Below are 13551 nucleotides of genomic sequence, written 5' to 3'. Positions count from 1 at the left end.
TCGATGCGCCCGACCAGCATCTCGGTGCTGATCGTCGCCGGGCTGGCCGCGGCCGCCGTGGGCTGGCTGCTGCTCAGCTTCTCCTATTCGTCGCTGCCCGAGCTGCCCTGGTCGCCGGTGATCGTGCTGGCCGTGCTGGCGGTGGCCGAGGGCCTGCTGGCGCAGAACACCAGCGCCCGCATCCAGCGCAAACCCGGCACGATGCCGGTCGACCCGCTGGCGGTCGCGCGATATGTCGCTCTTGCCAAGGCGTCCTCGCTGGTCGGCGCCATCTCGGCCGGGTTCTCGGCCGGCCTGCTGGCCTGGCTCGCGATGGAGCCGACCCAGGCCGCGCACGACGACATCCCCAAGGCGGTCGGCGGTGTCGTGGGCGCGCTCGCCCTGGTCGGGGCCGCTCTCTGGCTCGAGCGCTCGTGCCGGGTCCCGGAGCGTCCCGACTCCAAGGACGAGGAAGATTCCGGCCTGCGCTGACACCCCGTGTTTTCGGCCTTGAACTGAGACCGACTCCTATCCGTATGCTCTGGGCGCGGGGCTTGCGACCCGGCGGATCTCGGCGTGCCGACGCGCGGGGACGCAGAGGAGGGAGGCACGGCTATGGCGTACGACGAGGCGACCTACCGCCGGCCGGCCGATGAGCAGCCGACCGACCCCGCCGCCTACCGCGCGAACACTCTGGCCGCGGCCGAGCAGCGCCGCCGCGCCGAGCAGCTCGACGATCCGGGCGAGACCACCACGACCGACGTGATGCGCCGGGTCGACGCCGACGAGGACGGCCGTGACCGCCTCGGCATCCACCTCGGCTGGGAGGTCGTGCTGCTGGTCGCCGCGGTGGCGATCGGCTACATGCTCTGGCGCGCCGACTCGGAGGCGCTCCAGCGCCCCGGCCTCGACAACCTTCTCGTCACCGGCGCCGCCATCGGCCTGCTCACGCTCGGCGCCGGGCTGACCCTACGGGCCGGCGTGCCCAACCTGGCGCTCGGCCCGATCGCGCTGGCGGCCGCCCTGCAGTACGCCGAGCAGGGCGACCAGGGCCTGGTCAAGGCGGTCGTCCCGGCCCTGATCATCGCCGCCGCGGGCGCCGTGGTGATCGCCCTGCTGATCCTCGTGCTGCACGTGCCGGGCTGGGCGGCCACCCTCGCGGCCGGTCTCGGCGTGATCGTCTACGACCAGCTGCGGATCGCGCCGGTCGCCGTGCAGGGCGACTACGACCCGACCGACCAGGCCTTCTTCCTCTTCGGCGGTTTCGCGCTGCTGGCCGTGCTCGGCGGCGCCCTCGGCACGGTCGGCCCGGTCCGGCGCTGGCTGGGCCGCCTGCGACCGGCCGGTGACCCGGCCACCCGCCGGGGCGCGGCGGTCGCGGTGCCGGTGATCGGCACGCTCGTGCTCTCCTCGGTCTTCGCGGTGGCGGCCGGTGTGCTGTTCGCCGCCCAGTCGAGCACCCCGATCGCGCCCGGCACCGGCCTGGAGTGGACGGGCATCGCGCTCGGCCTGGCCATGCTGGCCGGCACCAGCGCCTACGGCCGGCGCGGTGGCATCTTCGGGACGCTCTTCGCGGTCAGCGCGCTGACGTTGTTCCTCGACTACCAGACGCGGGAGCGGTTCGACATCGCGCTGTTCGCGATCGCAGCCGCCGTCTTCGCCGGCGGATTGATCGTCACACGGCTCGTGGAGACGTACGGGAAACCGCTGCCGGCCGGTGGTGAGCCGGAGTGGAACGCGGCGCCGGCCACGACCGGGGCCAACTGGTCGCCCGACCTGCCCGAGACCTGGTCGACGACGAGCACGACGACCGGGCGCACCGACCGCTGGGACGCGGGTCCGTGGGGGACCACCCGTTGATCGCTTTATGCTTGCTCCCATGACCTCTGGAAGCTTCGCCGAGCTGGACGCCCTGCCCACCGAGGAGCTGCGCGAGCGCGCCTTCGCCCTGGCCCGGGAGCGGCACGACATCAAGTTCTTCTGGACGGTCTTCCGCAACCTGCCGGACGCCGACGAGGCGGCCGAGCTGGACGGCGCGCCCAACTCGATCGGCCCGATCATCGACGAGGCGGTCGCGCTGTGGCGCGAGTTCGAGGGCCACATCGCGTACGGAGAGCAGGAGCCCCTGCTGCGCGCGGCGTTCATCGATTACCTGTCGAAAAAGGGCTGACCAGGGCATTTATGCCCGTCGTTTGAAACGTGAGCCGCGCTGGGAATTAGCCGCGCATGGCTCTCGGTAACCGATACAAGTCTGTGCCTGGTGCGGGCACCCTTGCCGCGCTCATACTCGTGCTCGTCTTCGGCAGCCCCTGGTATGCCGACTGGGCGAGCAAGAACGCCGACAACGAGACCGCCGGCGGGTGGTTCCTCAACCTGCTGGCCTGGCCGCGCTGGTCGTTCGACACCAGCGACTCGCTGCGCGACATCCTGGTCACCGACCTCAAGGCGATCCTGCTGGTCGTGCTGACCGCGCTCTTCCTCTACCTGCTGCCCGGCTCGCAGCTGGCCCGGGCCCGCGGCACGATCAGCCAGTTCTTCTCGGGCTGGTCGGCGTACATCTTCGCCGGCGGTTTCGCCGCCCTGTTCACCACCCTGTTCCTGGCCAACCCGTCGCTGATCAACGCCTTCCGGGCCGCGGGCAACGGCGCCTCGTACGGCCTGTTCGTGGGCTGGATCATCGGTCTGGCCACGCTCGGCGGCTATCGCGGCACCCGCTAGCCCGGCGGCGCGTGCTGCCGGGCCGCAGGGTGCGGCGGCCGCCGGTCAGGCGGGCGCCTCGAGCCGCGCCTTCGTGTCGAAGATGGCCGACCGGGAGACCACACCGACCGGTCGGCCATCGTCGACGACGACCACCTCGGCCGCGTCGACGGTGAGCATGGCGGCCAGCGCGTCGTGCAGCGTGCCGGTGATGTCCACGGTGGGCCGGTCGCCCGCCTGAACGCCCTCGGCCGGCTGAAGCGCGTCGCGCACCGGGGTGACCGCCAGCCGGCGGATGCCCCGGTCGGCGCCGACGAAGCTCGCCACCGCGGCCGAGTTCGGCCGGCTGAGCAGCTCGGCCGGCGGGGCGAACTGCTGGAGCTTGCCGCCCTCGGCCAGCACCGCGATCCGGTCGCCGAGCCGTACCGCCTCGTCGATGTCGTGGGTGACCATGACGATCGTCTTGCGGACCTCGGCCTGGAGCTTGAGGAACTCCTCCTGGAGGCGGCCGCGGGCGATCGGGTCGACCGCCGAGAACGGCTCGTCCATCAGCAGCACCAGCGGGTCGGCGGCGAGCGCCCGGGCCACGCCCACCCGCTGCCGCTGACCGCCGGAGAGCTCGTGCGGGTAGCGGTCGCGATATTTCGCCGGGTCGAGGCCGACCAGCTCGAGCAGCTCGTCGGCGCGGGCCTTGACCCGGGCCCGGTCCCAGCCGAGCAGCTTGGGCACGGTGCCGATGTTCGCGCCGATCTTCTGGTGCGGGAAGAGGCCCACGTTCTGGATCACGTAGCCGATGTGGCGGCGCAGCTCGACCGGGTTGCGCTTCAGGATGTCCTGGCCGTCGAGCAGGATCGTGCCCCGGGTCGGCTCGATGAGCCGGTTGATCATGCGAAGGATCGTCGACTTGCCGCACCCCGACGGCCCGATCAGCACGGTCAGCTCACCGGCGCGGACCTCGAGACTGAAGTCGCCGACCGCCACCGTGCCGTCCGGATAGGTCTTGCCGACGTCCTGCAGGGTGATCGAGGCAGCGCTCCGGGAGGGTCCGCCCTCGGTGATCGCGGTAGCGTCCACGTATGTCCTTCCTGTCGTGGGCCCCGGCGGGCGCCCCGCCGCTGGCCGCACCCGCCGACGACGGGCCGGGGAATCCGTGGTTCTCCTGGCAGTACGTCCGAGACAACTCCGACATCATCCTCGACAAGCTAGGATTTCACGTCGGCATCACGATCGAGACTGTGATCATCGCCCTGCTGGTGGCCGTCCCGCTCGCCGTCCTCGCGTACTGGATCAAACCGCTGACCGGGCCGATTCTCGCACTGTCGGGCATCCTCTACACGATTCCGTCCCTGGCGCTGCTGGCCCTGCTGGCCCCGCTGCTGGGCGCCACCAGCCGAGTGCCGGTGCTGATCGCGCTGGTGCTCTACGCGCTGCTCATCGTGGTGCGGAACGCGCTGACCGGGCTCACCCAGGTGCCCGACGAGGTCAGGGACGCGGCGGCCGGCATGGGCTACGGCCGCTACGGCCGGCTCTGGCGGGTCGAGTTGCCCCTGGCGCTGCCCGGCATCGTCACCGGCCTGCGGCTGGCGACCGTCTCCACCGTGGCGTTGGTCACCATCGGCTCGATCATCGGCAACGGGGGCCTCGGTGATCTGATCCTGGGTGGCTTCGCGAACAACTTCTACAAGGCCGAGATCCTGACCGGCACGGTGCTGTGCGTCGCCCTGGCCCTGGTCCTCGACCTGGCGCTGGCCGGTTTCGGCCGGCTGCTGACGCCGTGGAGCCGCCGGAGGGCCTCGTGAGCTACTTCTCCGACGGCATCAAATGGCTGAACGACCCGCTCAACTGGACGAATCCCGGCGGGCTGATCGATCGGCTCCAGGAGCACCTGGTGATCAGCTTCTGGGCCGTGTTCATCGGCTGCGTGGTCGCCCTGCCGATCGGCATCTGGCTGGGCCACCGGGGCCGGGGCGGCGGCGTGGTGATCACGGTGGCCAACCTGACCCGGGCCATCCCGACGCTCGCCCTGCTGACGATCCTGCCGCTGACCGCCCTCGGCTTCGGCAAGCTGCCGGTCATCGTCGCCCTGGCCGTGTTCGCGGTGCCACCGCTGCTGGCCAACGCCTACACCGGCCTCCAGTCGGTCGACCCCGAGACCAAGGACGCGGCCAAGGGCATGGGGCTCTCCGGCGGGCAATTGTTGCGCCGGGTGGAGTTGCCGCTCTCGGTTCCCTACCTGGCCGCAGGCCTGCGTACGGCCGCGGTGCAGGTGGTGGCGACGGCCACGCTCGCAACATTTGTGAACGGCGGCGGGCTCGGGCAGATCATCACGGCCGGATTCGGGCTCGGCATCAGCGTCGGCGGGGGTCAGATTGTGGCCGGCGGCATAGCTGTGGTGGTCCTCGCACTTCTCGTCGAAGGAATCTTCGCTCTCGTGGAACGCCTGGTCACACCCCGTCCATTGAGGTCCGTGCGCCGCCGGAAGGTGGCCGCGGCCGACCCGGCCGGGTAACGGACCCGCAACTTTGCCGAAAGTTGTCACACCCACCGGGTAGACCTTCTAGGGCAGGGAAACTCCGGACACGCGGCGCGGCCACCTGGTCGCGCCGGGACACAGAAGGCGGCAGTAATGCGTCGAAACATCTTCCTGGCGGCCGCCGCGGCAACGGTGGCCGTCGTCTCGCTCGCCGCCTGCGGCGACGCGGGCTCCTCGGGCACCGAGGCGCCGCCGTCCGCCGCCGCGGGCGCCGGGTGCGCCCCCGTGGCCGGCGACGCGCTCGTCGTCCTCGAGGACGACAAGAAGCTCCAGAACACCGACAACGTGATCCCGGCGATCAACAAGAAGGCGTCGTCGCCCCAGATGATCGCGGCCCTCGACAAGGTCTCGGCGGCGCTCGACACGACCAAGCTGATCGCGCTCAACAAGGCGGTCGACATCGACCGCAAGTCGTCCAAGGCGGCCGCGCAGGAGTTCGTGACGGCCAACAACATCACGGCCGGCCTGGCCAAGGGCCCCGGCGGCAAGATCACCGTCGGCGCCGGCAACTTCACCGAGAGCGCCACCCTCGGTGAGATCTACGCCCTGGCGCTGACCGGTGCCGGCTACACGGTCACCGTCCAGCAGATCGGCAACCGTGAGCTCTACGAGCCGGCCCTCGAAAAGGGCAGCGTCGCGGTCGTGCCGGAGTATGCGGCCACCCTGGCCACGTTCCTGCAGGGCAAGGTCGACAAGAGCGGGGCCGACCCGTCCTCCAACGACCTCGACACCACCGTGAAAAACCTGACCGCGCTCGGCGAGAAGGTGGGCCTGGTCTTCGGCAAGCCCGCCGCGGCCCAGGACCAGAACGCGTTCGCGGTGACCACCGCGTTCGCCGACAAGAACGGTCTCAAGACGCTGTCCGACCTGGCCAGCAAGTGCTCGGGCGCGGCCACCGTGCTCGGCGGCCCGGCCGAGTGCCCGCAGCGGCCCAAGTGCCAGCTCGGCCTCTCCGAGGTCTACAACTTCCAGGCCGGCAAGTTCTCCAGCCTCGACGCGGGCGGCCCGCTCACCAAGAGCGCGCTCAAGCAGGGTCAGATCAGCGTGGGCCTGGTCTTCAGCTCGGACGGATCGCTGGCCGCGGGCTGACCGTTTTCACTGTTTAGACACCGTTTAGAAGGTGAGCGCCGGGTTTCGGTAATCTGAAGCCCGGCGCTCAACATTTGCCCTCCCGCGAGCCCTGGGTAATATCGGCGCCCATGCCGGAAGAGGAACCTGTCGCGGGTCACAGCGCGCGCCTGCTCCGTGGCCTTGTCTGGGCGGGCGTCCTGCTCGCCCCGCTGGCCGCGGTGATCGTGCTGCTCGGCGACAATTCGGGCTCCGTGCGCTTCGCGGTGCTGCTCATCGCGGCCAGCGTCGCCCTGATCGGCGCCTCGGTTCTGATTCGCGGCGACACAGTGCTCCAGCGCGCCCACGTCGAGGACCGCGTCGCCGACGAGGTGGCCGTCCTCCGCCGCGAGTTGCGGGCCGAGTTCAGCCGGCCCAGCGCCCCGGTGCGGGCCGCGCCGCCCCCGATGGCTGCCTCCTACGACGACGCTCCGTACGAGCAGTCCTACGACGAGGCCCCGTACGACCCGGCGCCGTACGAGGCGACGTCGTTCGACACCTCGCCCTACGACGACTCGCCCTTCTTCGCGGACGACCAGGGCGACCCGATGGCACCGGCCGACGAGCCCTATCCCGCGCCTTCACCGGCGCCCGGCCGCGCGGGTGTCGCGTCCGCGTCCGGAGCGGTGCGGCCACCGGCCCGCACCGGCCCCGGCATGAGCACGGGCGGCCGCAACCCGGCGCCGCCCGCCGCCCGCCCGATGCCCGCCCCGGCCGCCGCGGCGGCGGCCGCCCGGGTCCCCGCCGCCTCCGCCCAGGTCCCATCCGGCGCCGCCTCGATCCCGTCCGGCGCGGCTTCAGTCCCGTCGGGCGCGGCTTCAGTCCCGTCAGGCGCGGCTTCAGTCCCGTCGGGCGCGGCCTCGGTCCCGTCGGGCGCGGCGTCAGTCCCGTCGGGCGCGGCGTCGGTTCCGTCAGGTGGGGCCTCGATCCCGTCGGGCGCGGCCTCGGTTCGGTCAGGCGCGGCCTCGGTTCCATCAGGCGCGGCGTCAGTCCCGTCGGGCTCGGCCTACGGCTCGTCCGGCGCGGCGCAGGTTGCGCCTGGCGCGGCCCACTCGGCCGGTTCGGCCTACGGCTCGTCCGGCGCGGCGCAGGTTGCGCCTGGCGTGGCCCACTCGACTGGTTCGGCCTACGGCCCTTCTGGCGCGGCGCAGGTTGCGCCTGGCGCGGCCCACTCGGCCGGCTCGGCCTACGGTTCGTCCGGCGCGGCGCAGGTTCCGGCCGGCTCGGCCTCCGTGCCATCCGGCGCCGCCCACGTTCCGCCAGGTGCGGGTCACGGGTCGCCCGCGAGCCACGATCCGTCCGGTGCGGCTCAAGTTCCCGGTAGCGGCCCGCTGCCGCGTCAGCGGGGAGCGGCCTCGGTGCCCGGGCCCGCCGGCACGCAGTACGGCGGGGCGGCCACGCCCGACTTCATCGAGGACGACTTCGGCGCGAGCAACGGCTACCTCGACACCCCCGAGGCGCCGGCCCCCGCGGTCTACGGCTCGCAGGCCGCCGCCACCTATGGCTCGCCGGCCTCACCCGGCGACGGGTACGGCGCCCCGAACGACTACGGCTACCAGGGCGACCAGGGCTACTACGACGACTACCCCGAGGCCACCGGCTACGGCCGCCCCACCCAGTACGGCCGCCCGGCCGACTACGAGGACTACGACCACAGCGGCGAGTACGGCACCTCGAACACGTACGGCCAGCCGGCCACCTACGGGCAGCCCGCCACCTACGGCCAGCCCGCCGACTACGGGCTCGACGGCGGTTACGACGAGCCCCCGAGCGACCCCGCCTACAAGGCCAAGCGCCACCGCCCGTCGGCCAACGACACGAACATCGGCACTCTCGCCGACTTCGCCTCTTACCCGGCCGGCGGGGACGAAAGTTACGGCCCGCGTTACTGAGCCGGCTATTTGTCGATGTCGCCGACCACGAAGAACATCGAGCCCAGGATGGCGATCAGGTCCGGCACCAGGCAGCCGGGGATCAGCGTGGCCAGTGCCTGCACGTTCGCGTAGGAGGCCGTGCGCAGCTTCATCCGCCACGGCGTCTTCTCGCCGCGGGACACCAGGTAGTAGCCGTTGATGCCGAGCGGGTTCTCGGTCCAGGCGTACGTGTGCCCCTCCGGCGCCTTGACCACCTTCGGCAGGCGCACGTTGACCGGCCCCGAGATCCGGTCGACACGGTCCAGGCATTCCTCGGCCAGGTCGAGCGAGACGTACACCTGGTCGAGAAGCACCTCGAAGCGTGAGTGGCAGTCACCCGCCGTCCGGGTCACCACCGGGACCTCGAGCTGGTCGTACGCCAGGTAGGGCTCGTCGCGCCGCAGGTCGAGGTCGAGCCCGCTGGCCCGGGCCACCGGACCGGACGCGCCGTAGGCGGCCGCCTGCTCGGCGCTCAGCACCCCCACGCCGACCGTGCGGGCCAGGAAGATGTCGTTGCGCCGGATGATGTTGTCCAGGTCGGGCAGGCGCTTGCGGACCGTGCGGATCGCCTCGCGGGCCCGTACGGTCCAGCCCGCCGGCACCTCCTCCTTGAGGCCGCCGACCCGGTTGAACATGTAGTGCATGCGGCCGCCGGAGACCTCCTCCATCACCGCCTGGAGGGTCTCGCGCTCGCGGAACGCGTAGAACATCGGCGTGATGGCGCCGATCTCCAGCGGGTAGGAGCCGAGGAACATCAGGTGGTTGAGCACCCGGTTGAGCTCGGCCAGGGCCATCCGCAGCCAGGTCGCGCGCTCGGGCACCTCGATGCCCATGAGCCGCTCGACGGCCAGCGCCACGCCGAGCTCGTTGGAGAACGCCGACAGCCAGTCGTGCCGGTTGGCCAGCACGAGGATCTGCCGGTAGTCGCGTACCTCGAAGAGCTTCTCGGCGCCGCGGTGCATATATCCGACGATCGGCTCGCAGGCGACCACGCGCTCGCCGTCGAGGGTGAGCTTGAGCCGGAGCACGCCGTGGGTCGAGGGATGCTGCGGCCCGATGTTGAGCACCATGTCGGCGGTCTCGAGGCCGGCCCCGGTCCCTACGATCATCTCGGTCACCACAGCATGCTCCCACGCGCTTCGGCCCCGATGCTGTGCAGCAGCCACCAGTGACTCCCGAGCCCCGCCGGCTCGATCAGCTCGGCCGCGGCGCCGGCGGCGGCGAGGCCGCGGACGTAGGCCGCCGGGTCGGTGCGGGCCAGGTCCATCGGTGGTCGCGCGCCGTCGACTCCCAACGCTTTCAGCGCCTCACGCTGGCGGACCATTCTGTACGGGGTACCGGCGGCCAAGGCCACGGCGTCCATCGCCACGTGCGCGGTCACGTCGCAGGTGCCGTCCGGCACGGGCGTCACCTGCCGTCCGTGCCGAAATCCGGTCAGCGTCCCGAACGCCGGCCGCTCGTCGCGCTGGTGGCCGTAGTCGACGGCGAGCGCCCATCCGCTGCGCACCCGCTCCACGGCCGAGGCCCAGGCCGCGTCGCGGGTCCAGCCGATCTCGGCCCGCCCCGGGCCGGGCCACCAGCGCCGCAGCCAGAACAGGTCGGCCGCGTCCACCGCCCCGCCCAGCGACTCGGCCCCGGTGGCCGGATCGACCAGCACCTTGCGCATCCGTCCGGCGTCGTCGAGGTCGGCCACGTCGAGCGGCACGTTGTCGAGCCACTCGGTCGCGATCAGCAGCCCCACGATCCCGTCCGGCACGTCCTGCCGCCAGGCGATCCGCTCCGGGAGCTCCGGCGGCCGGGGCGCGAGCTCGACCCCGGTCAGCCGTACGCGCCGGGCCAGCTCGGCCGGCAGCATCGCCGCCAACGTGGTGAGCAGCTCGCCCCGCCCGGCCCCCACGTCGACCAGGTCCAGCGCCTTCGGCCGGCCGAGCGCCTCGTCGGCCCGCTCGACCAGCCGCAGCAGCGCCCCCGCGAACAGCGGCGAGGCGTGCACGCTGGTCCGGAAGTGCCCGGCCGGCCCGTCGTCGCCGCGCACGAAGAACCCGGCCGGCCCATAGAGCCCGGTCGTCATCGCCTCGCGCCATCCGGTCATGAGGGCCAGCGTAGGGCGGTCGATGGTGTTCTTCACATGGTCTTGTCACGTGCGTGTTACGGCGGCGCATACTGGCGCCACGACCGGTACCCGCACGAGTGGACTGGATCTTGCACATGAACGCATATCGATTGACCGTCGGCGTGGTCGGCGCGGGACGGGTGGGTGCCGTCCTCGGCGCCGCGCTCATCGCCGCCGGACATCACGTCGTCGCCGCGGCGGCCGTCTCCGCCGCCTCCCGCGAGCGGGCCGCCCGCCTTCTGCCCGGCGCCGCGATCCTCCCGGCCGACGAGGTCGCCCGCGCCGCCGCCGACCTTCTCCTGCTCGCCGTCCCCGACGACGCCCTGGCCGGGGTCGTCTCCGGCCTGGCCGCGACCGGCGCGCTGCGCCCGGGCCAGATCGTGGCGCACACCTCCGGTGCTCATGGCGTGGCCGTTCTGGGCGATGTACAGGGCATGGCTCTTCACCCGGCGATGACCTTCACCGGCGCTGACACCGACCTCGACCGCCTCCCCGGCATCGCCTGGGGCGTCACGACGGCCGACCGGGCGTTCGCGACCCGGCTCGTGGCCGACCTCGGCGGCGTGCCCGAGTGGATCGCCGAGGACGCCCGCCCGGCCTATCACGCGGCCCTCGCGCACGGGGCGAACCACCTGGTCACGCTCGTCAACGAGGCCTCCGACGTGCTGCGCGCGGCCGGCGTCGAGCGGCCGGACCGGATCCTCTCGCCGCTGCTGCACGCGGCCCTCGACAACGCCCTGCGCCTCGGCGACGCCGCCCTCACCGGGCCGGTCTCGCGCGGGGACGCGGGGACCGTGGCCAAGCATCTCGACCGGCTGCCGGCGGAGGCCGTACCGGCGTACCTGGCCCTGGCCCGAAGGACCGCCGACCGTGCCATCGCCGCAGGCCGCCTGAGGCCGCAGGACGCCGCGGCTCTTCTTGATGTTCTTTCTCGCGTTCGAGTGGGGAGTCCGGCATGACCTACGTGATCCACACCCGGGCCGAGCTGGCCGAGGACGTCTCGCACGCCAACGGCGAGGTCGCGGTCGTGATGACCATGGGCGCGCTGCACGACGGGCACCGGCAGCTCATGCGCGAAGCGCGCAAGCGGGCGAAGTTCGTCATCGTCACGATCTTCGTGAACCCGCTGCAATTCGGGCCGAACGAGGACTTCGACAAATATCCGCGCACGCTGGAGGCCGACGTCGAGGCCTGCCGGGCCGAGGGCGTCGACGTCGTCTTCGCGCCGGACCGCGACGAGATGTACCCGGGCGGCGCGCCGTCGATCACCATGAACGCCGGTCCGCTCGGCGGGATCCTCGAGGGGGCCAGCCGTCCCGGCCACTTCTCCGGCATGCTCACCGTCGTCCAGAAGCTGCTCATGCTCACCCGGGCCGACGTGGCGTACTTCGGTGAGAAGGACTTCCAGCAGCTCGCCCTGATCCGCCGCATGGTCCGCGACCTCGAGCTGGGCGTCGAGATCGTCGGCGTGCCGACCGTGCGCGAGCCGGACGGCCTGGCCATGTCGAGCCGCAACCGCTACCTCTCGCCGGCGGAGCGCCGGGCCGCGCTCGTGCTCTCCCAGGCGTTGCGCGAGGGCGCCGCCCACGCCGACGCCGAGTCTGCCCTGGCCGCCGCGACCAAAATTCTCGAGGACGAGCCGGGTGTACGCCTCGACTACCTGTCCCTGACCGGCGCCGACCTGGGCCCCGCGCCCGCCGACGGGCCGGCCCGGCTGCTCGTGGCCGCCCGGGTCGGCGCGACCCGCCTGATCGACAACGTTCCGCTGACCCTGGGAAGGGCCGCCTGATGTACCGCACCATGCTCAAATCCAAGATCCACCGGGCCACGGTGACCCAGGCCGACCTGCACTACGTCGGCTCGGTGACGGTCGACCTCGACCTGCTCGAGGCGGCCGACCTGCTCCCCGGCGAGCAGGTCGCGATCGTCGACGTCACCAACGGCGCCCGCCTCGAGACGTACGTCATCCCGGGCGAGCGGGGCAGCGGCGTGATCGGCATCAACGGGGCCGCGGCCCACCTCGTGCACCCCGGCGACCTGGTCATTCTCATCTCGTACGGCCAGATGGACGACGCCGAGGCCCGTGCCTACCGTCCCCGTGTGGTCCACGTCGACGCCGACAACAAGATCATCGAGCTGGGCGCCGATCCGGCCGAGGCCGTGCCCGGCATGGCCGACGATCTCGTACGGGGAGACCTGACGCTCCTCGCCTGAACTGCCCCCCATGCCCGGTTGATCACCTTATGATCGGGTCCGGGCATGGGGAGGCTTTCGGAAGGCGGAGGTAGATGCGACACCGGCTGGGCATCGGGCTCGCCGTCGTCGCCACGATCCTGCTGACCGCGGGCTGTGGGCGTCCCAGCGGCACCGACGGCGACCTGACCAACGGCTGGGGCGCGATGGCGCCGGCCACCGGCTTCGAGCCGACCGCCGGCGCCTGTCACGGCGCCAACTTCACCGCCGTGGGCGCCCGGGGGACGTACGAGGAGATCGACTGCTCGCTGCGGCACCGCACCGAGACCGTCTACGTGGGCACGTACGAGTCGCCGGCCGCGGACGCCGACGAACCGCCGGCCGACGGGTCGGCCGGCGCGCGCACCGCCTATCAGGTCTGCGACCAGAAGACGACCACCTACGTCGGCGGGCCGTGGCGCAGCGCCCGCCTCTGGATCGGCGTCACCCGCCCCACCGCCGCCGCCTGGTCCGGTGGCGCCCGCTGGTACCGCTGCGAGGTGCTCGAACTCAGCTCGGTCGAGGACGACGGCAGCCTCGTGCAGCGCGACACCAGCCTGCGCGACGAGCTCGCCGACGGCACCTCCAGCCTGCTGCTCGGCTGCTATGCGATCCAGCTCGACGGCAACGGCGCCATCGCCACCATGCCCGGCGTCGACTGCACGGCCAAGCACAACGGCGAGTTCGCCGGCCTGTGGATCGCCAAGGACCTCGAATATCCGAAGGACACCAGGAGCTGGGCGAAGTTCCACGAGGGCTGCCGGCAGACCATCGCCGACTACGCCGGCGTTCCCAACGACGACGACCTTCAATACCGTACGGGCGTGGTCTCGCTGCCCGGCGGCGCCGACGTCTGGGCGCTCGGCGACCGTGGGGTGCGCTGCTACCTCTGGCTCGAGGGATCCGAGCTCACCACGTCGCTGCGCGGCAAGGGTGTCAAGAGCCTGCCGATCCAGTACAAGTAATCGTTGCCACTG

The 13551-nt window shown here is 72.0% G+C and carries 15 protein-coding genes; 12 read left to right on the top strand and 3 right to left on the bottom strand.

Annotated features, from left to right (window positions below; translation table 11 throughout):
* Positions 1 to 3: 3 nt before the first annotated feature.
* The 4 genes from ACQP2X_RS47700 (at position 4) to ACQP2X_RS47685 (ending at position 2697) form a co-directional block, all read left to right on the top strand.
* Positions 4 to 471, top strand: a complete 468-nt coding sequence (locus tag ACQP2X_RS47700) for a DUF3180 domain-containing protein (RefSeq protein ID WP_498701290.1) — start codon at positions 4 to 6, stop codon at positions 469 to 471.
* Between the two features lie 123 nt (positions 472 to 594).
* On the top strand, positions 595 to 1839 hold the full coding sequence (locus ACQP2X_RS47695; protein ID WP_498692876.1) for an ABC transporter permease: 1245 nt from the start codon (positions 595 to 597) through the stop codon (positions 1837 to 1839).
* Between the two features lie 19 nt (positions 1840 to 1858).
* Positions 1859 to 2149 carry a hypothetical protein gene (locus ACQP2X_RS47690; RefSeq protein WP_498692874.1) on the top strand — a complete coding sequence of 97 codons (291 nt, stop codon included), beginning with the start codon at positions 1859 to 1861 and terminating at the stop codon, positions 2147 to 2149.
* 56 nt (positions 2150 to 2205) lie between these two features.
* A complete protein-coding gene (locus tag ACQP2X_RS47685) occupies positions 2206 to 2697 on the top strand; it encodes a hypothetical protein (RefSeq protein ID WP_498692872.1) in 492 nt (163 codons plus the stop codon).
* Positions 2698 to 2742: 45 nt separating this feature from the next.
* Here ACQP2X_RS47685 and ACQP2X_RS47680 read toward each other — a convergent pair whose 3' ends face one another.
* Positions 2743 to 3750 (bottom strand): ABC transporter ATP-binding protein, encoded by a 1008-nt coding sequence (locus ACQP2X_RS47680; protein ID WP_498692871.1) that lies wholly within the window; start codon positions 3748 to 3750, stop codon positions 2743 to 2745.
* 2 nt (positions 3751 to 3752) lie between these two features.
* Between ACQP2X_RS47680 and ACQP2X_RS47675 the strand changes: the two genes are divergently transcribed.
* The 4 genes from ACQP2X_RS47675 to ACQP2X_RS47660 all read left to right on the top strand — a co-directional run bounded on the left by ACQP2X_RS47675 (position 3753) and on the right by ACQP2X_RS47660 (position 8208).
* Positions 3753 to 4475: an ABC transporter permease gene (locus ACQP2X_RS47675; RefSeq protein WP_097317562.1), complete on the top strand. Its 723-nt coding sequence runs from the start codon at positions 3753 to 3755 to the stop codon at positions 4473 to 4475.
* Positions 4472 to 5185 (top strand): ABC transporter permease, encoded by a 714-nt coding sequence (locus ACQP2X_RS47670; RefSeq protein ID WP_498692870.1) that lies wholly within the window; start codon positions 4472 to 4474, stop codon positions 5183 to 5185. Before ACQP2X_RS47675 ends, ACQP2X_RS47670 begins: the two co-directional genes overlap by 4 nt.
* 117 nt (positions 5186 to 5302) lie before the next feature.
* On the top strand, positions 5303 to 6298 hold the full coding sequence (locus tag ACQP2X_RS47665) for a glycine betaine ABC transporter substrate-binding protein (RefSeq protein WP_498692867.1): 996 nt from the start codon (positions 5303 to 5305) through the stop codon (positions 6296 to 6298).
* 110 nt (positions 6299 to 6408) lie between these two features.
* On the top strand, positions 6409 to 8208 hold the full coding sequence (locus ACQP2X_RS47660; protein ID WP_498692866.1) for a hypothetical protein: 1800 nt from the start codon (positions 6409 to 6411) through the stop codon (positions 8206 to 8208).
* 5 nt (positions 8209 to 8213) lie between these two features.
* Here ACQP2X_RS47660 and ACQP2X_RS47655 read toward each other — a convergent pair whose 3' ends face one another.
* Entirely contained in the window at positions 8214 to 9338 is a 1125-nt protein-coding gene (locus tag ACQP2X_RS47655; protein WP_498701289.1) for an NADH-quinone oxidoreductase subunit D, read from the bottom strand.
* Positions 9339 to 9343: 5 nt separating this feature from the next.
* The gene (locus tag ACQP2X_RS47650) at positions 9344 to 10321 is read right to left on the bottom strand and encodes an SAM-dependent methyltransferase (protein ID WP_498692864.1); all 978 of its coding nucleotides are present in this window, start codon (positions 10319 to 10321) and stop codon (positions 9344 to 9346) included.
* Between the two features lie 116 nt (positions 10322 to 10437).
* On the opposite strand from ACQP2X_RS47650, the gene ACQP2X_RS47645 reads away from it, so the two are divergent.
* From ACQP2X_RS47645 to ACQP2X_RS47630, 4 genes are all read left to right on the top strand, one after another.
* Complete coding sequence (locus ACQP2X_RS47645; RefSeq protein ID WP_498692863.1) at positions 10438 to 11301, top strand: Rossmann-like and DUF2520 domain-containing protein; 864 nt, start codon at positions 10438 to 10440, stop codon at positions 11299 to 11301.
* Positions 11298 to 12131: a pantoate--beta-alanine ligase gene (gene panC / locus ACQP2X_RS47640; RefSeq protein ID WP_498692861.1), complete on the top strand. Its 834-nt coding sequence runs from the start codon at positions 11298 to 11300 to the stop codon at positions 12129 to 12131. Before ACQP2X_RS47645 ends, panC begins: the two co-directional genes overlap by 4 nt.
* Positions 12131 to 12556, top strand: a complete 426-nt coding sequence (gene panD / locus ACQP2X_RS47635; protein ID WP_498692859.1) for an aspartate 1-decarboxylase — start codon at positions 12131 to 12133, stop codon at positions 12554 to 12556. The genes panC and panD overlap by 1 nt, the downstream gene beginning before the upstream one ends.
* A gap of 74 nt (positions 12557 to 12630) precedes the next feature.
* Positions 12631 to 13539 (top strand): septum formation family protein, encoded by a 909-nt coding sequence (locus tag ACQP2X_RS47630; RefSeq protein ID WP_498692858.1) that lies wholly within the window; start codon positions 12631 to 12633, stop codon positions 13537 to 13539.
* Positions 13540 to 13551: the final 12 nt, after the last annotated feature.

Source organism: Actinoplanes sp. CA-131856, assembly GCF_050956135.1.
In the GTDB taxonomy this organism is placed as follows: Bacteria; Actinomycetota; Actinomycetes; order Mycobacteriales; family Micromonosporaceae; genus Actinoplanes.
The sequence above is the reverse complement of the archived record's forward strand: the minus strand, read 5'-3'. Positions and strand labels throughout refer to the sequence as shown.